General features: G+C 70.3%; 11 protein-coding genes and 1 tRNA gene. 4 read left to right on the plus strand and 8 right to left on the minus strand.

What is annotated here, in order from left to right; translation table 11 throughout:
* Positions 1 to 16 precede the first annotated feature (16 nt).
* Positions 17 to 1,102 (minus strand): ABC transporter ATP-binding protein, encoded by a 1,086-nt coding sequence (locus tag L3i22_RS51265; RefSeq protein ID WP_221324624.1) that lies wholly within the window; start codon positions 1,100 to 1,102, stop codon positions 17 to 19.
* Positions 1,103 to 1,252: 150 nt separating this feature from the next.
* Between L3i22_RS51265 and L3i22_RS51270 the strand changes: the two genes are divergently transcribed.
* A tRNA-Thr gene (locus tag L3i22_RS51270) sits at positions 1,253 to 1,326 on the plus strand.
* A 114-nt stretch (positions 1,327 to 1,440) separates the two neighbouring features.
* Positions 1,441 to 2,379, plus strand: a complete 939-nt coding sequence (locus tag L3i22_RS51275; protein ID WP_255657761.1) for a thaumatin family protein — start codon at positions 1,441 to 1,443, stop codon at positions 2,377 to 2,379.
* A gap of 52 nt (positions 2,380 to 2,431) precedes the next feature.
* Here L3i22_RS51275 and L3i22_RS51280 read toward each other — a convergent pair whose 3' ends face one another.
* The gene (locus tag L3i22_RS51280) at positions 2,432 to 4,315 is read right to left on the minus strand and encodes a VCBS repeat-containing protein (protein ID WP_221324625.1); all 1,884 of its coding nucleotides are present in this window, start codon (positions 4,313 to 4,315) and stop codon (positions 2,432 to 2,434) included.
* A gap of 526 nt (positions 4,316 to 4,841) precedes the next feature.
* On the opposite strand from L3i22_RS51280, the gene L3i22_RS51285 reads away from it, so the two are divergent.
* Positions 4,842 to 6,734 (plus strand): VCBS repeat-containing protein, encoded by a 1,893-nt coding sequence (locus L3i22_RS51285; protein WP_221324626.1) that lies wholly within the window; start codon positions 4,842 to 4,844, stop codon positions 6,732 to 6,734.
* A 67-nt stretch (positions 6,735 to 6,801) separates the two neighbouring features.
* Here L3i22_RS51285 and rlmB read toward each other — a convergent pair whose 3' ends face one another.
* The 5 genes from rlmB to L3i22_RS51310 all read right to left on the minus strand — a co-directional run bounded on the left by rlmB (position 6,802) and on the right by L3i22_RS51310 (position 15,509).
* Positions 6,802 to 7,935: a 23S rRNA (guanosine(2251)-2'-O)-methyltransferase RlmB gene (gene rlmB / locus L3i22_RS51290; RefSeq protein WP_221324627.1), complete on the minus strand. Its 1,134-nt coding sequence runs from the start codon at positions 7,933 to 7,935 to the stop codon at positions 6,802 to 6,804.
* Positions 7,935 to 9,344 carry a cysteine--tRNA ligase gene (gene cysS / locus L3i22_RS51295; RefSeq protein ID WP_221324628.1) on the minus strand — a complete coding sequence of 470 codons (1,410 nt, stop codon included), beginning with the start codon at positions 9,342 to 9,344 and terminating at the stop codon, positions 7,935 to 7,937. Before cysS ends, rlmB begins: the two co-directional genes overlap by 1 nt.
* A 78-nt stretch (positions 9,345 to 9,422) precedes the next feature.
* Complete coding sequence (locus L3i22_RS51300; RefSeq protein ID WP_221324629.1) at positions 9,423 to 11,075, minus strand: S8 family serine peptidase; 1,653 nt, start codon at positions 11,073 to 11,075, stop codon at positions 9,423 to 9,425.
* A gap of 80 nt (positions 11,076 to 11,155) precedes the next feature.
* Positions 11,156 to 12,511, minus strand: a complete 1,356-nt coding sequence (locus L3i22_RS51305; protein ID WP_255658802.1) for an aspartate ammonia-lyase — start codon at positions 12,509 to 12,511, stop codon at positions 11,156 to 11,158.
* Positions 12,512 to 12,572: 61 nt separating this feature from the next.
* A complete protein-coding gene (locus L3i22_RS51310) occupies positions 12,573 to 15,509 on the minus strand; it encodes a BTAD domain-containing putative transcriptional regulator (RefSeq protein ID WP_370644586.1) in 2,937 nt (978 codons plus the stop codon).
* Between the two features lie 269 nt (positions 15,510 to 15,778).
* Here L3i22_RS51310 and L3i22_RS51315 point away from each other — a divergent pair, with 269 nt between their 5' ends.
* Positions 15,779 to 16,279: a hypothetical protein gene (locus L3i22_RS51315; protein ID WP_221324632.1), complete on the plus strand. Its 501-nt coding sequence runs from the start codon at positions 15,779 to 15,781 to the stop codon at positions 16,277 to 16,279.
* Positions 16,280 to 16,478: 199 nt separating this feature from the next.
* Here L3i22_RS51315 and L3i22_RS51320 read toward each other — a convergent pair whose 3' ends face one another.
* Complete coding sequence (locus L3i22_RS51320; RefSeq protein ID WP_221324633.1) at positions 16,479 to 18,146, minus strand: fumarate hydratase; 1,668 nt, start codon at positions 18,144 to 18,146, stop codon at positions 16,479 to 16,481.
* Positions 18,147 to 18,193 lie beyond the last annotated feature (47 nt).

Consider the following 18,193-nt stretch of genomic DNA (forward strand, 5'->3'; position numbering starts at 1 on the left):
TCGGTCAAGCGTTACGTCAGATCCGGATGCCGTTGGTGGCGTGGAAGACGTGGATCGCGTCCGGGTTCGGCTTGATGTAGACGGTCTCGCCCATCGACGGCATGTAGCGACGCTCGGTCCGCACGACGAAGCGCTCCTGGCTGCCGCCCAGGTCGGAGTGGCCGTACACGTTCGCGTCCGAGCCCAGGTCCTCGACCAGGTCGACGACGACCGGCAGCGCGCCGGCCGACTCGGTGACGACGGTCGCGGCCTCCGGCCGGAAGCCGATGGTGACCTTGCCGTCGCCGCCCTGCGCCGCCGCGACCTGCTCACGGGTCAGCGGCACGCTCAGCGCGCCGAAGGTGGCGCCCGCCTCGGTCAGGGCCACGGTCTTGATGTTCATGGCCGGGGAGCCCATGAAGCCGGCGACGAAGACGTTGCCGGGGGTGTCGTAGAGCGCCCGCGGGGTGTCCACCTGCTGCAGCACGCCGTCCAGCATGACCGCGACCCGGTGACCCATGGTCATGGCCTCGACCTGGTCGTGGGTGACGTAGACGGTGGTGACGCCGAGCTTGGCCTGCAGCGTGGCGATCTGCGAGCGGGTCTGGACGCGGAGCTTGGCGTCGAGGTTCGACAGCGGCTCGTCCATGAGGAAGACCTGCGGCTGACGGACGATCGCGCGGCCCATCGCGACACGCTGACGCTGACCACCGGAGAGCGCCTTCGGCTTGCGGGAGAGGTACTCCTCCAGCTGGAGCAGGCCGGCGGCCTCCTTCACCGCGCGGTCGATCTCCGCCTTCGGGGTCTTGCGCAGCTTCAGGGCGAACGCCATGTTCTCGTACACCGTCATGTGCGGGTAGAGCGCGTAGTTCTGGAACACCATCGCGATGTCCCGGGACTTCGGCGGGAGGTGCGTGACGTCCTTGTCGTTGATCAGGATGCGGCCGCGGTCGACATCCTCCAGGCCGGCGAGCATGCGCAGGCTGGTGGACTTGCCACAACCGGACGGGCCGACGAGGACGAGGAACTCGCCGTCGCTGATCTCGAGCTCGAGCTCGTTGACCGCGGGGCGCTCAGTGCCCGGGTAGATCCGGGAGGCCTTCTCGTACGTGACGGTAGCCATGGTGAAACGACTTCCTTTCCACCGGCAGGAACGTGCCGGACGATCCGAGTAGAAGGAACAGCCTCGCAACCGTATTCGTTTCTAACCGACCTGCCAAGATGGCGAACCCATTTCCGGACGTTATGCTGACCCGGTCGCTGTTCAAACAGTGCCCCTGTAGCTCAGATGGCTAGAGCACCCGTCTTGTAAACGGGAGGTCGTCGGTTCGATCCCGACCGGGGGCCCTTGGGAAGAGGCTCGTGTTTCGCGGGCCTCTTTTGTGTTATCCGGTGGCCGGTCCAACCCTCTCCCCATGGGGCGGCGCTGTGGGGCGCCCGCGGTCGTGAGGAGCAGGGGTCGTGGGGACTTTCCGGAGACGCGGCTGGGCCGCACTGGTGGTGGCCGGGCTGATCGCGACGTTGACCGGGTGTTCTGCCGGCGGGGACGAGGTGCCCGCGCCCCTTGCCGCGTCGAGTGAGCCGGTCTACGTGTCGATGGATCCGTCGCCGGCGGCCGGGCAGAGTGCCGCCGCGGCGAAGCCGTCGCCGGCGAAGACGTCCAAGGCGCCGGTGAAGAGCAGCGTGCCGGCGCATGCGGCCGGGGCGCACACGGTGACGATCGTGAACGCGACGCGGGAGACCCTGTGGGTGGCGGCCACCCAGCAGAAGGAGCATCCGATCGCGAAGACCCGGTGGACGCTCGCCCCGGGCGCGTCCACCAGCGTCAAGCTGCCCAAGGGGTGGGGCGGCCGGATCTGGGCCCGGGCCGGCTGCAAGATCGACGGCAGTGGGCGGACCGTGTGCCGGTCCGGCTACTGCGCCGACAGCGAGAAGTGCGTGCAGCCCGACCCGGCCCCGACCACGCTGGCCGAGTTCGCCCTGGACGCCTGGGGCGGCATGGACTTCTATGACGTCAGCATGGTCGACGGCTCGAACCTGCCGATGTGGATCAATGTCTTCCACACCGTCACCAAGGATCCGGTGAGCGCCAAGGGCTGCTCGAAGCAGGGCTGCACCAAGCCGGTCGACTGCCCGGCCTCGATGGCCGTGAACAGCGGCGGCAAGCTGGTCGCCTGCAAGAACCCGTGCACGGCGTTCAACACCGACGAGACCTGCTGCCGGGGCGCCTGGGCCGGCCGGGAGAAGTGCGTGCCGGCCAAGTGGAAGGTCGACTACACGCAGGTCTTCAAGAAGGCGGAGCCGTTCGCCTACTCGTACGCCTTCGACGACTCGGCCACGATGTCCTGCAAGGGCGCCTGCGACTACCGCGTCACCTTCGGGCTCAGCCCGGCCACCTGACGCGGAACGGCCCGGCGGTCACCCGCCGGGCCTCCCGAGTCGTTCCTCGCCGTCAGCCGATGCGCTTGAAGCCGGCCCAGCGTCCGCCGGTCCCCCACATCGCCGTCCCGCCGGACAACTTGCCGGCTCCGTCGCCGACATACAGCTTCATGTCGTTGCCGGCGTCGATACCCGCGATGTCGGTCTTCCGGTCACCGTTGAAGTCACCCGCGACGATCCCCTTGAAGCCGGACCAGTGCCCACCGACCGGCCACATCACCGTGCCGGCAACGATCTTTCCGGCGCCGTCACCGGCGTACAGCTTCATGTCGTTGTTCGCGTCGATGCCGGCGATGTCGGTCTTCCGGTCACCGTTGAAGTCACCCGCGACGACTGCCTTGAACCCCGACCAGCCGCCACCCATCGCGCCACCGTCGGTCACCTTGCCGGTGCCGTCGCCGAGGTACAGCCTCATCGCCCCGGCCGCGTCGATACCGGCGACGTCGGTCTTGCTGTCGCCGTTGAAGTCACCCGCCACGAGCCCCTTGTAATTCGTGAAGACGCCGCCCGTCGGCCACATCGCGCCGCCCTCGGACAGCTTCCCGGCACCGTTACCGACGTACAGCTTCAGGTTGCCGACAGCGTCGACGGCGACGACGTCCGCCTTCAGGTCGCCGTTGAAGTCACCCGAGGTGATCCACTTGTGGTTCTTCCAGAGACCGCCGGTCGCCCACATCGCGCCGCCCTCGGACAGCTTCCCGGCACCGTCGCCGATGTAGTACTTCATGTCGCCGTTGGCGTCGATACCGACGATGTCGCGCTTGCGGTCACCGTTGAAGTCCCGGACGAACGTCGCCACCCAGGTGTCGTCCTGCGCACGGGCCACGTCCTGGCCCTTCAGGACGAAGGTCTGCAGGCCGAGCAGGGTGTTGTCGGCGAGCGCCTGGTTCGCCGCGGCGACCAGACTCGGCTGCCAGCCGTCAGCGACCGCCGCGTCGCGGATGGCGGTGACCCGGGTGCGGTAGGCGGCCAGCTCCTTGGCCGCGGCAACCTGCTCGTCCTTGGTGTTGGCAGCGGCGCCGTCGGTGAAGATGAAGTCGGACAGCGCCTTGTCGAGGTCGGCGTCGGCGGCGTTCAGCGCGGCCTGCGCGGCGAGAACGACCTCGGTGCCCTTGGCGGTGGCATGCACGGACAGCACGAACTGCCGGTTCGGGGCGTCGATCAGCTCCTGGGTGACCGGGAGCAGCAGCAACTGCAGCAGCGACTTCTTCGCGGCGGCGAGCTGCTCGGCCCGGATCCGGGCGGCCTCGGCCTCGGTCGCGTCCTTGAGCTGCTTGTCGATGTCCGCCGCCCGCGCGGTAGCGGCCCCGGTGGTCAGGAACGTGGTCCAGTCGGCCTGGGTGCCCTTGATCGCTTCGGCGGCGGCAGCCTGCACGAAGCTGCCCTCCTCGACCCGCTGCCAGACGGCGATGATGAAGTTCAGATCGGTCAGATCCACCAACGCGGTATCGGACGAATCCAGACCGATCGTGACCAGCACCGAACGACGCAACGCCTTGGCGTGCTCAGCGGCGATCTCCGCCTGCGCGTCATCCGCGGCCGCAGCGAACACCCCGACGGTGATGAACTGATAGGCGGCCTGCGGATCCGAATTGTCGTAGGCCCGCAACGCCTCGGCCTGCACATAGCTGCCCGGCAGGGCGTTGCGCCACAGCGCGAGGACGAACGCCTGGTCGTCGGCGAGCAGCATCTCGACGGTGATGTTGACGCCGATCGCGGCGGCCGCCTTGACCTTCTCCTCAGCGGACGCCAGGTTCGTCGGATCGGCGACCACGCCGGCCGCCGCGGCGGTCGCGACCTCGGCGGCCTGCACCGGTGCGCTCAGAACGGTCGACCCGACGGTGGTGGCGGTGAGTCCGGCCAGCAACAGATGCGCGGCCCGACGTTTTGTAGACACAAATTCCCCCATGTGAGAAGCCGTCCGTTCCGGGCTTCCCGGCACCGGAAATCCCTGGGTGCCGAATTGCGATCGGAAGGTGCGGCCGAGTGACGCTGGACAATGTAAGGCAAGCCCCGGCACGGCGTCGCTCCCCTCCACGGGATGGTGCAGGCAATCACCCGGGCCGATGTGACGAGTTCCACAATCAACCTCGGCTATCCGTACATATCGGACAGTGGGGTTGCCTACGAGCCCTCGGCATCTGTGAAGATCCTGACGAAGATGCGATCGAGTTCTGACCGGTTGTCCCGTTTGTGGGGCGGACCAGGCGAGTCTCGGGCCGGCGCTGCCGGTGATCGCTGCTACGGGGGGATGCGCAGTGGACGGTCGACGACATCGGTCGCGGTCAGGGCCCTCATCGGCAAATGAAGCGCAGATGACCGCCGGAAGAACGCGTCACATCACCGCCTGACCATTTTCGCGGGGCGATCCGGCGAACGTGTCCCTGACTCACGGCTGTTCGTTTCCATCAATGGGGGAATTTGTGTCTACGAAACGTCGGGCCGCGCATCTGTTGCTGGCCGGACTCACCGCCACCACGGTCTGGTCGACCGTTCTGGCCGCGCCCGTACAGGCCGCGGACGTCACCACCGCGGCGGCCGGGGTGGTGGCTGATCCGACGAACCTGGCCACCGACGAGGACAAGGTCAAGGCCGCCGCCGCGATCGGCGTGAACCCGGACATCGAGATGCTGCTCGCCGACGACCAGGCGTTCGTCCTCGCGCTGTGGCGTAACGCCAAGCCCGACAGCTATGTGCAGGCCGAAGCCCTGCGCGCCTACGACAACGCCGACCCGCAGGCCGCCTACCAGTTCATCACCGTCGGCGTCTTCGCCGCCGCCGCTGATGACGCGCAGGCCGAGATCGCCGCCGAGCACGCCAAGGCGTTGCGTCGTTCGGTGCTGGTCACCATCGGTCTCGACCCGGCGGACACCGCGCTGGTGGATCTGACCGACCTGAACTTCATCATCGCCGTCTGGCAGCGGGTCGAGGAGGGCAGCTTCGTGCAGGCTGCCGCCGCCGAAGCGATCAAGGGCACCCAGGCCGACTGGACCACGTTCCTGACCACCGGCGCCGCCACCGCGCGGGCCGCGGACATCGACAAGCAGCTCAAGGACGCGACCGAGGCCGAAGCCGCCCGGATCCGGGCCGAGCAGCTCGCCGCCGCCAAGAAGTCGCTGCTGCAGTTGCTGCTGCTCCCGGTCACCCAGGAGCTGATCGACGCCCCGAACCGGCAGTTCGTGCTGTCCGTGCATTCCACCGCCAAGGGCACCGAGGTCGTCCTGGCCGCGCAGGCCGCTCTGAACGCCGCCGACGCCGACCTCGACAAAGCGCTGTCCGACTTCATCTTCACCGACGGCGCCGCCGCCAACACCAAGGACGAGCAGGCCGCCGCCGCCAAGGAACTCGCCGCCTACCGCACCCGGGTCACCGCCATCCGCGACGCCGCGGTCGTGGACGGCTGGCTGGCCAACGTGGTCGCCGCGGCCAACCAGGCGCTGGCCACCAACACCCTGTTCGCGGTGCAGAACTTCGTCCTGAAGGGCCAGGACGAGGCGCACCTCAAGGACAAGAAGTCGTGGGCGAGCGTGTCGCTCTCGGTTGACCGGGTCGGCGTCCTGACCACCGACGGGGTCGCCTACGTCAAGGACGGCACCCCGACCGCCACGTCCTGGGTGAACGAGCGGACGAACGTGAAGCAGCTCGTCCTGGCCGGCGACCGGATCGGCGTGCTGACCACCGACGGCGAGGTGTACGTCAAGGACGGCGCCCTGAGCGCCGGCTGGGTCAAGGAGCACACCGGCATCAAGCAGCTGGCCATGGCCGGCGACCGGATCGGCGTGCTGACCACCGGCGGTATCGCGTACGTCAAGGAGGGTGGCCTCAGCGCCGCCTGGCTCACCGAGCAGACCGGTGTCCAGCAGCTGGCCCTGACCACGAACCGGATCGGCGTGCTGACCACCGGCGGCATCGCGTACGTCAAGGAGGGCGGCCTCAGCACCGCCTGGGTCTCCCAGCGCACCCTGGTCAAGCAGATGTCGCTGACCACCACCCGGATCGGGCTGCTGGGCAACGACGGCACCGCGTGGGTCAAGGAGGGCGCCATCACCGGCACCACCTGGGTCAACGAGCTCGGCGGCGTCAAGCAGCTGGCCCTGACCGCCAATCGGATCGGGGCCCTGACCACCGGCGGCGTCGCCTGGGTCAAGGACGGCGGCCTGAGCGCCGGCTGGGTCAACGAGGAGGACAACGTCGTCAAGCTGGCGCTGGACGGTGACCGGATCGCGGTCCTGTTCGCCGACGGGACGACCTCGCTCAAGGACGGCGGGCTGAGCGCCGCCTGGAACACCCAGCTGGCCGCCGGCCCGCTGAGCTGACCCCTCGGAGAAAGCACAGTGCCCCGGTCCGCGAGACGGACCGGGGCACTCGTGTACTCGGGGTGGATCAGCCGTGCGTGCGCCGCCGGGCCACCTCGGCAAGGGTGACCGCCGCCGCGACGCTGGCGTTGAGGGACTCCACGTCCGACGCCATCGGGATGCTGACCCGCAGGTCACAGGTCTCGCCGACCAGGCGGGACAGCCCGCGGCCCTCGGAGCCGACCACCACCAGCAGCGGGCCGACCGCGGCCTCCAGCTGGTAGAGATCGGTCTCGCCGTCCGCGTCCAGGCCGATCGCGGTGAAGCCCTGCTTCTGCGCCGCCTTGATCGCCCGGGTCAGGTTGACCACCTGCGAGACCGGGACCCGAGCGGCCGCGCCGGCGCTGGTGCGCCACGCGGTCGCGGTGATGCCGGCGGCCCGCCGCTCGGTCATGAAGACACCGTGCCCGCCGAACGCGGCCACCGACCGGATCACCGCGCCCAGGTTGCGCGGGTCGGTGATCCCGTCCAGCGCGACCAGCAGCGGCGCGGTCTGCTCCAGCGAGGCCGCGACCAGGTCGTCGAAGTTCTCGTACGCGAACGGCGGCACCTGCAGGCCGATGCCCTGGTGCAGCACGCCACCGGTCATCCGGTCCAGCTCGGCGCGGCTGATCTCCAGGATCGGGATGCCCCGGTCACCGGAGGTCCGGACCGCCTCGGAGACCCGGTCGTCGATGTCGATGCCCACCGCGACGTAGAGCGCGGTCGCCGGCACCAGCGCACGCAGCGCCTCGACCACCGGGTTACGGCCGAGCAGCAGCTCGGGCCCTTCCTTGGTCGGGTTGGAGCGACGCCCCGGAGCGATCCGCGGGCCGCGCGGACCGGCTGCCCGGCCGCCACCGCCACCGCGGGTCGCGGCGGTCCGGGTCATGCCGGGGGCACGACCGCCGCCGCGACCCCAGGTGGTGTCCTTGGTGCCGGGCTGGCCGATCTTGGGCGCCCGGCCCTCGGCCGCCGCCGCCCGGCGCTCCTTGTCCTGCTTGCGCGCGGTCTTGTCGGGCAGCTTCTCAGTGCCCGAGTAACCCTTGTGCCACGGCCGCTCGTCGGCCGGCAGGGTCTTGCCCCGGCCCTTGAGGCTGGCCCGGTTCTTGCCTCCGGAGCCCGCCGCGGCACCCTTCTTCGAGGTCGCCCGCTTGCTCGCGTTCTGTGAATTACCCGGCATCAGTGCTGCTCTCCTACCGTCCAGCGCGGCCCGGCCGGAGTGTCCTCCACCTGAATACCCGCGTTCTTGAGCTGGTCGCGCACCTGATCGGCGGCCGCCCAGTCCTTCCGTGCACGGGCCTGCGCCCGCTGTTCCAGTGCCAGGGCGACGAGACCGTCGACCACCGGCCTGAGGTCGTTGCCGCCCTCGCCGCCGCCCCACGCCGCGTCGAGCGGGTCGAGGCCGAGCACACCCAGCATGGCCCGGACCGCGGTCAGCGCGCCGCGGATGCCGGCCTCGTCGCCGGCGGCCAGGGCGGTGTTGCCCTCCCGGATCGTGTCGTGCACGATCGCGAGCGCCGCCGAAGTGTTCAGATCGTCGTTCATCGCCTCGGCGAACGCCGGCGGCACGGCCTTGGGCCGGCCGGGGCCGACCACCTCGGCCGCGCGGTGCACGAAGCCCTCGATCCGCTTGTACGCCACCGCGGCCTCGCGGAGCGCGTCGTCGGTGTAGTCGATCCGTGAGCGATAGTGCGGGCTGCCCAGGTAATAACGCAACTCGACCGGGCGGATGCCGGACTCGATCACGGCGGGCAGGTCGATCACGTTGCCCAGCGACTTGCTCATCTTGGACTCGCCCAGGTTGAGCAGGGCGTGGTGCACCCAGAAGTTGGCGAAACCGTAACCGGCCGCGCGGGACTGGGCCAGCTCGTTCTCGTGGTGCGGGAACGTGAGGTCGAGGCCGCCGCCGTGGATGTCGAACGCGTCGCCCAGGTAGCGCCGGGCCATCGCGGAGCACTCGATGTGCCAGCCGGGCCGGCCCTTGCCCCACGGGGACGGCCAGTACGCGTCGGTCGGCTCGGACTCCTTGACGCCCTTCCAGAGCGCGAAGTCCTGGTAGTGGCGCTTGTCGGGCTCACCGCCGCCGGCCGGCACCCGCATGTCGGCCGGGTCCTGCCCGGAGAGCGAGCCGTAGCCGTCGAAGGACGGCACGTTGAAGTAGACGTCACCGTTGTCGGCCGGGTACGCGTGACCGCGTTCGATCAGCGTCCCGATCAGCTCGTGCATCTCGGTGATGTGCCCGGTGGCCAGCGGCTCGTAGGTGGGCGGCAGCACGTTGAGCGAGCGGTAGTCCCGGTCGAGCAGGAGCCGGTTCTCGAACGCGATCGACCAGTACGGCCGGCGCTCGCGGATCGCCTTCTCCAGGATCTTGTCGTCGACGTCGGTCACGTTCCGGATGAACGTCACGTCCAGCCCGGTGTGCAGCAGCCAGCGGCGCAGCACGTCGTAGTTGACCGCGGAGCGGAGGTGGCCGATGTGCGGCGACGACTGGACGGTGAGACCACACAGGTAGATCCCCACCTGACCGGGCGTCAACGGGACGAAGTCCCGGACCGATCGGGTCGCGGTGTCGTACAAGCGCAGAGTCACCTTACAAGGGTACCGACCGGTGGAAACCGAAAACCGCCCCGCCCGTACGACACGGGCGGGGCGATCTTCAAATGGCGATCAGCGTCCGCCGACCGCGGCGTACGCGTCGACAATGCCGTACCCGTAGAAGCCGTTGAAGTTCTTCCCGCCTTCGCAGAGCGCGTCGAACTCGGTGGACCGGCCCTCCTGCACGTAGCTCTGCAGGCGCGGGGTCGGGCAGGCCGTCTCGGCGGCCGAGCGGTAGAGGATCTGCTCGACCAGGTTCGGCGCCAGGGTCTTGCCGCCGCGGCGGAAGTCCGGAACGCCGTAGCGGCTGACGATCAGGGCGCCGACCCCGGCCGCGTGCGGCGAGGCCATCGAGGTGCCCTGCAGGTACGTGTAGTAGCCGCACTTGCCGGCCTTGGTGCAGTCCTTGAACACCGACGCCGCGCCGGCCGTGGTGATGTTGCCGGCCGCGTCGACCAGGCCCTCCTCCTGCAGCACCTTGAGCGGGTAGGTGGAGAGGATCTCGTTGCCCACGGTCTGGAACGTGTCGGTGCCGTAGCCGTCGCGGTACCAGCCGCCCGGCGCCGCGACCGAGATCTGCTCGGTGCCGTAGTTGGAGAAGTCCGACTTCTTGCCGGACGGGCCGAGCGCGGACACGCCGATCACGTGCGGTCCCTCGACCGGCAGGTCCCAGCAGGACGAGTTGTCGATCGGCCGCGAGTACGGGTCGCTGCCGTAGTCCGGGCTGGAGATGTCGGTGCGCGGCTTGCCCAGGTCCTCGTGGTTGTTGCCGAGCGCGCCGAACATCGACACGCCGCGGGCGTGCGCGTAGTTGAGGGCCCGCTTCATGCCGGCGATGATCGCCTGCTGCTCGGCCTGCTGGGTGGGGTTGTCCGCCGGGTTGGCGGTGCAGTTGTAGAGCCACGGGTCGACGTAGAACGACATGTTGACCACGTCGATGCCCTTGTCGCCGGCGTAGGTCAGGGCGTTGACCACCGGGTCGAGGAAGAAGTAGCCGGAGTCCTGGCCGCCCTTGAGCTCGACCAGGCTGACGTTCGGCGCGACGCCGGAGACGCCGGTGCCGTTCAGCGCGGCGCCGATGGTGCCGGCCACGTGCGTGCCGTGCCCGCCGTCGTCGGTGCCGGCCGGGTCGAGACAGCTCGCCACCTCGCACGGGCCGTCGATGTCGACCAGGTCCGGCGCGAAGTTCTTGGAGAGCTTGCTGTTGTAGTTCGGCGCGAGGTCCGGGTTCGACGAGTCCAGGCCGGTGTCCAGGACGCCGACCGTGACGCCCTTGTCGCCCGACTCGATCTTGCGAGCCTTGTCGGCCTTGATCATGGCCAGGCCCCAGAGCTTGTCGTCCAGCGGGTCGGCCTTGGCCGGGCCGTGGCCCTTGCCGCCCTTGCCCTTGAGACCCTGCTCGACCTTCTCCACGCCGTTCGGCGCGTACCCGATGGCCTTGCGCACGCTCGCGCCGATCAACTCGGCCGAGGCGGTCGCCTTGCTCTCGAACTTCGCGTCGGTGGAGGTGACCCGGTAGACCCCGACGGCGTCGTTACCGCTGACGATCGAGCCGCCGGCGGCCTTGATCGCGGCCGTCGCGTCGGCGGCGGAGACCCCGTCGGCGGCGACGACCGTGTAGTCGGTCACGGCCGTCGGCTCCGCCTGGGCGGAGCCTGGGACCGTGGTAAGGAACGCCAGACCCGTCAAGGTGACGACGGCTCCGACAGTGAGGCGTCTTCTCATGGAATGCGCTCCTCCTGAGAGTTAGATCCCCGCATCCCATCGAGAAAGGTCGCTCGGCGCAAGGTCGAGAAGTGTCTTCTTTACGGGCGTGTCATCTTCAGAACATCGAGCGCCTCGTCGAGCTGCGCTTCGGTTAGGGTGCCCGAGCTGACGTGGCCGCGTTCGATCACTACCTCGCGAATCGTCCGATTGGTGGAAAGCGCCTGCTTCGCGATCGCGGCCGCCTCGTCGTAGCCGAGGACCCGGTTGAGCGGGGTGACGATCGACGGCGAGCCCTCGGCGTACCCCCGGGCGATCTCCTCGTTCGCCTCCAGCCCGGCCACGCAGCGGTCGGCGAACAGCCGGGCGACCGCGGCCAGCAGCCGGATCGACTCCAGCACGTTGCGGGCCATCACCGGGAGCATCACGTTCAGCTCGAAGTCGCCCTGGGTGCCGGCGAAGCCGACGGTCGCGTCGTTGCCGATCACCTGGGCGGCGACCTGCCGGACCGCCTCGGGCACCACCGGGTTCACCTTGCCCGGCATGATCGACGAGCCCGGCTGCAGGTCGGGCAGGCGCAGCTCACGCAGGCCGGCCCGGGGACCGGAACCCATCCAGCGGATGTCGTTGGCGATCTTGTAGAGGCCGACGGCCACCACCCGGAGCTGCCCGGAGGCCTCGACCAGCGCGTCCCGCGCGCCCTGCGCCTCGAAGTGGTCGCGGGCCTCGCTCAGCGGCAGGCCGGTCTGCTCCTTCAGCAGCGCGATCACCGCCGGGGCGAAGCCGGGCGGGGTGTTCACGCCGGTGCCGACCGCGGTGCCGCCCAGCGGCAGCTCGCCGAGCCGGGGCAGGGTCGCGGTGAGCCGCTCGACGCCGTTGGTGACCTGCTGGGCGTACCCGGAGAACTCCTGCCCGAGGGTGACCGGGGTGGCGTCCATCAGGTGCGTGCGGCCGCTCTTGACCACCGCGGCCCAGGTCCCGGCCTTGGCCCGGAGCGCGCCGGCCAGGTGCTCCAGGGCCGGGATCAGGTCGTTGCGGACCGCCTCGGTGGCGGCCAGGTGGATCGACGACGGGAACACGTCGTTGCTGGACTGGGACGCGTTCACGTGGTCGTTCGGGTGCACCGGCCGGTCCAGCGCGCGCGACGCCAGGGTGGCGATCACCTCGTTGGCGTTCATGTTGGACGAGGTGCCCGAGCCGGTCTGGAACACGTCGATCGGGAACTGGTCGTCGAACCCGCCGTCGGCCACCTGCGCGGCCGCGGTCACGATCGCCGCCGCCAGGTCCTTGTCCAGCACCCCGAGGTCCGCGTTGGCCTGCGCCGCGGCGCCCTTGATCCGGGCCAGCGCGTGGATGTGCGACGGCTCCAGGCCCCGCCCGGAGATCGGGAAGTTCTCCACCGCACGCTGGGTCTGCGCCCGCCAGAGGGCGTCGGCGGGGACCCGCACCTCGCCCATCGTGTCGCGTTCGATCCGGAAACCACTCGTATCAGTTGTCACCGGTCCATCGTCCCTCTGATCATCGCTCGTCGTATGTGATCCCCATCCGATCGAAGAGCTCGGCCGACTGCGCCCGCAGCCGCCCGGCCTCCGGGTCGTCCGGGTCCAGGCAGGCGGCCAGGCCGGCCTGGGCCCGGGCGAGCACGTACACGTTGCGGCCGGCCCGGGCGGCCCGCAGCGACTGCTCGGCCATCGACCGGGCGGCGTCCCGGTCACCGAGCCGCCGGAGGGTGACCGCCCAGTTGTGCCGGAACTCCGCCATGTGCCGGTTGTCCTGGAGCCGGACCGCCAGCTCCAGGGCCCGGCGATGGTCGGCGATCGCCTCGCTGAGGCGGCCCGCGGCGCGCAGCAGCCGGGCCCGGTCGTCGTACGCGTCCGCCTCGATCGACCGGTACCCGGTCCGCCGCACCAGTCGCAGGACCACCTCGACGTAGTGATGTGCGGCCGCCCCGGGGAGCGTGCCGCCCCGGTACCGGGCCCGCTGCAGCGACAGCAGCGCCGCGGCCAGGTCGTCCTCGGCCCGGTACTCGATCGCGGTGAACATCCGCAGCCGGCTGATCCGGGTCGCCTCGTCGTACCGGCCGAGCAGGATCAGGACGTCGGCGAGCAGGCCCAGCGCGGCGGCCGGTGAGGGCCGGTCCCGGATCCGGACGGTGGCCCGCATGGCGGCCTGCACCGCCCCGGCCGCCTCGGCGAGCCGGCCCTGCGAGATGTAGGTCTGCCCGAGGTTGAGCAGCCCGCTCGTCACCCCGCCCAGGTCGCCGAGCTCGGTACGCAGCCGGATGGACAGGCGCAGGTGCTCCACGGCCTTGTCGATCTGACCGGCCCGGCCGAACGTGCCGGCCAGGTAGTTGGCGGTGGTGGCGATCCCGGCCCGGTCGTCCGCCGCCCGGGCCGCGGCCAGGGCCAGCTCCTGCAGCTCACGCAGGTCGTCCATGTAGCCCCGGAAGAACAGGAACTGCCAGGCCGCCCGCGGGATCAGCCAGGCGTAGTCGGCCCGGCCGGCCGCCGTCGCCGCCGACACGAAGGCCACCAGCTGGGGACGTCCCCGATCGAGCCGGGCGGCCGGGTCCGCGACCGTCAGGTCGGGCCGGGCCGGCTGCCGGTTCCCCAGGTCACGCAGCATGGTGACGCGCTGGGTGGCGATGGTGGCGGCGGCCGCGGCGTGCAGCTCGAAGTCGAGGGCCGCGACGAGCGCCGCGGTCCGGTCGGCGGCCGGCAGCTCGGCGGCCAGCATGCCGGCGTACTCCCGGACCAGGTCGTGCATCCGGTACACCCCGGACCCCGGCTCGTCGACCAGGTTCACGTCGACCAGGTCCTCAAGCGCGTTCTCGGCGTCGTCCCGGGCCAGGTCGGTGAGCGCGGCCACCGCGAGCGCGTCGAACTCGGTACCCGGGTAGACCCCGAGCAGCCGGAACACCCGCTGGGTCAGCGGCGGCAGCTGGCGGTAGGTCAGGGTGAACGCGCCGGCCATGGTCCGCGTCTCGGCGGCCAGCTCGGGCAGGGCCACCTCGGCCAGCCGGTGCAGCAGGTCGGCCACCCGCCACCGCGGCCGATGCGCCAGCCGGGCCCCGGCCAGCCGGATCGCCAGCGGGAGGTACCCGCACCGCCGGGCCACCTCGGCCGCCGCCGCCGGCTCGGCCCCGACCCGCGGGCCGGCGATCTGCGCCAGCAACGACACCGCTTCGACCGGGCTGAGCACCGGCAGCGACTCCACCCGCACGCCGTCCAGCCCGGCCAGCCGCCGGCGGCTGGTGACCAGGGCCAGGCTGCCCGGCGCGGCCGGCAGCAGGTCGGCGAGCTGGGCGCTGGACGCGGCGTTGTCCAGGATCACCAGCACGCACCGGCGGGACGCCTCGGTCCGCCACAGCGCGACCCGCTCGGCCGGTTCCAGCGGGATCTCGCCGGCGCTCAGGCCCAGCTGCCGGAGCAGGGCGAGCAGCGCGGCGCCCGGCTCGACCGGCTCGCCCTCGCTGTGTCCCTGCAGGTCCAGGTAGAGGTGCGCGTCCGGGTACCGGTCGCCGATCCGCGCGGCCACGTGCAGGGCCAGCGTGGTCTTGCCGCTGCCGGCCATCCCGTCGATCACCACGGCGACCGGGCCGAAGCCCGCGGCGATCGCGGCGAGCAGGCGCTCGACCTGCTCGGCCCGGCCGGTGAAGTCGCCGACCGTACGCGGCAGGCACCGCACCGGGCCGACCGCCCGGACCTCCGCCGCGACCTCGCCGCTGAGCACCTCCCGATGCCGGCGCTGCAGCTCCTCGCCGGGCTCGATGCCCAGCTCCCCGGCGAGCAGGTCGCGCGCCTTGCGGAACTCCGCGAGCGCGTCCGCCTGCCGCCCGGACCGGGCCAGCGCCAGCATCACCTGGCCGCGCAGCCGCTCCCGCAGCGGGAACCGTTCCGCGAAACCGCCCAGTTCCCCGGCCAGCTCGCGCTCGTTCCCGGCGGCCAGCTCCAGGTCCGCCCAGTCCTCGACGGCGAGCGCGTACCGCTCGTCGAGCGCGGCGGCGGCGTGCCGGATCGCCGGAGTGTCCAATTCGGCACAGGCCGGACCGCGCCAGAGATCCAGTGCCGCGCGCAGCGCCGCCCGGTCGCCGGCCGCCCGGGCCCGATCCACCGCACGGGCGAAGACCTCGGCGTCCAACTCGTCCGGTCCGACCCGGATGCGATAACCCGCCCGATCGGTAAGAATCACCCCGGGCTGGAGAATTCGCCGCAATCGCGATATACATGACTGCAATTGCCCGCGCGCGGTCACCGGCGGGGCGGTGCCCCACAGCGCGTCGATGAGCTCGCCCGCACCGACGATCCGATTCGGATTGACGAGCAGCATGGCCAGCACGACCCGGTCACGCCCAGCCGTCACAGCCACGGATTGTCCGGCTTCGGTGACGGACAGTGGCCCCAAGATGCGGTAGCGCACAGTAGCCACCCCGTTCCCCCGTGCCGGTATCGACACTAACCGAAACGTGAGAGCGGTTCGACAGCGGAACGAGAGCGCGGTCCCGCACAGTGCTGACAGCGCCGTTCCATCGTCGATGCTTCGCCATCGCCCCCAGAACGCGATGGGACGGCCTGAGCTTTCGATCACGGGGGCGAACAGCCCGCTCACGGTTACCGTGAGCGGGCTGTTCGTATCTTGACGATCACTCTCGGTTGGACGCGAGCGGAAACTGAACGTACCGTCGGCGGAGCTTTGGCATTCCCCCCGACGAAGAGGATCCACAGATGCGACCCGCCATCCTGGCCGTGCTCGCCGGCGGCGTTCTGCTGACCGGTGCCGCCTGCGAGAGCGATGCGCAGGTTTATAACGCCGGTGCGCCGGCCCCGTCCCCGTCGATCTCGGAGACGCCGACCGACTACTCGGACGACACCGCCCTCGTCTGCGGCAAGCTGGACAAGATCTTCACCGGCGAGCTGGACGACTTCGGCGCCGCGATCGGCAAGATGATCGCCTACAAGGAGGCGAAGCAGACGGCCGAGGCGGTCAAGGCCGAGAAGGCGGCCGCCGCCGAGCTGCAGTCGGCCGGCACGCAGATCCGCAAGGAGACCAGCGTCGCGCAGAACCCGGAGCTGCAGACCGCCGGCGAGGCCTCCGCGCGGAAGCTCGAGACCAGCGCGAAGGACCGCAAGTACATCAAGAAGATCGCCACCACGGCGGATCTCGACAAGACCCTCAAGCCCCAGCTGGCCGAGTGGCTGAGCCCGGTCGCCGGCTACTGCGCCTAGCCAACCGAAGATCAAATTCTTTTTTGCCTCGGCTGCGGCCGATAACTGATCGTTGCTCCCGCGGGGACCCTTCCGGGTCTCGCAAGGGCGCGGGGCGCCCAGAACACGAGACCCGCAAGGGCGACGTCCGCGGGTGGGCACGGTCAGAGCGGAAAACCCGGGACCGTGCTCACGCCGTACCCAAATCGGATTTTGATCTTCAGCGTTTGCCGATGCTGAGGACCGGTTTGGTGACCGCCTCGAAGAAGTCGTTGCCCTTGTCGTCGACGACGATGAAGGCCGGGAAGTCCTCGACCTGGATCTTCCAGACCGCTTCCATGCCGAGCTCGGGGAACTCGAGGACCTCGACGTGGCGGATGCAGTCCTGCGCGAGGCGGGCCGCCGGGCCGCCGATCGAGCCGAGGTAGAAGCCGCCGTAGGTCTTGCAGGCGTTGGTGACCTGCTGTGACCGGTTGCCCTTGGCCAGCATGACCATCGACCCACCGGCGGCCTGGAACTTCTCCACGTAGGAGTCCATCCGGCCGGCCGTGGTCGGGCCGAACGAGCCGGACGCGTAACCCTCCGGAGTCTTGGCCGGGCCGGCGTAGTAGACCGCGTGATCCCGCAGGTACTCCGGCATCGGCTCGCCGGCGTCCAGCCGCTCGGCGATCTTGGCGTGCGCGATGTCCCGGGCCACCACCAGCGGACCGGACAGCGACAGCCGGGTCTTCACCGGGTACTTCGACAGCTCCGCGCGGATCTCGGCCATCGGGCGGTTGAGGTCGATCTTGACGACCTGCTCCGCCTCCAGGTGGTCCTCGGTGACGTCCGGCAGGAAGCGCGCCGGGTCGGTCTCGAGCCGCTCCAGCCACACGCCGGACGGCGTGATCTTGGCGACCGCCTGGCGGTCGGCGGAGCAGGAGACCGCGATCGCGACCGGGCAGGACGCGCCGTGCCGGGGCAACCGGATCACCCGCACGTCGTGGCAGAAGTACCGCCCGCCGAACTGTGCGCCGATCCCGAAGTCCCGGGTCAGCTCCAGCACCGCGGCCTCCAGCTCGACGTCCCGGAAGCCGTGCGCCAGCATCGAGCCGGCGGTGGGCATGTTGTCCAGGTACTTCGCGCTGGCCAGCTTCGCCGTCTTGAGCGCGTGCTCGCCGCTGGTCCCGCCGATCACGATCGCCAGGTGGTACGGCGGGCAGGCGGACGTGCCGATCAGCCGCAGCTTCTCGTCCAGGAACTGCATCATCCGCTGCGGGTTGAGCAGCGCCTTCGTCTCCTGGTACAGGTACGACTTGTTGGCCGAGCCGCCGCCCTTGGCCATGAACAGGAACTTGTACGCGTCCGGGTGCCCGTTCGGGTCCTCCGCGTACAGCTCGATCTGGGCCGGCAGGTTGGTCCCGGTGTTCTTCTCGTCCCACATGGTCAGCGGGGCGAGCTGCGAGTACCGCAGGTTGAGCCGGGTGTAGGCCTGGTAGACGCCGAGGGCGATGGCTTCCTCGTCGAGCCCGTCGGTCAGGACGTGCCGGCCGCGCTTGCCCATCACGATCGCGGTGCCGGTGTCCTGACACATCGGGAGCACCCCGCCGGCCGCGATGTTCGCGTTGCGCAGCAGGTCCAGGGCGACGAACCGGTCGTTCGGCGACGCCTTGGGGTCCTCGATGATCGCGCGGAGCTGCGTCAGGTGCGCCGGCCGCAGGTAATGCGCGATGTCGTGCATGGCCTCGGCGGTGAGCTGGGTCAGCGCGGATGGCTCGACGGTCAGGAAACGGCGCCCGCCCGGGCCCTCGACAACGTCCACGCCCTCGTCCGTGACCAGGCGATATTCGGTCAGGTCGTCGCCGGTCGGCAAGAGCGGCGAGTAGGTGAAAGCGGCGCCTCTGCTCATGAGCGGCAAGCCTAGGCCAGCGGGGCGGGGGCATGCGAACCCGGCAC

Origin of the sequence: Actinoplanes sp. L3-i22, from assembly GCF_019704555.1 — a bacterium.
In the GTDB taxonomy this organism is placed as follows: Bacteria; Actinomycetota; Actinomycetes; order Mycobacteriales; family Micromonosporaceae; genus Actinoplanes.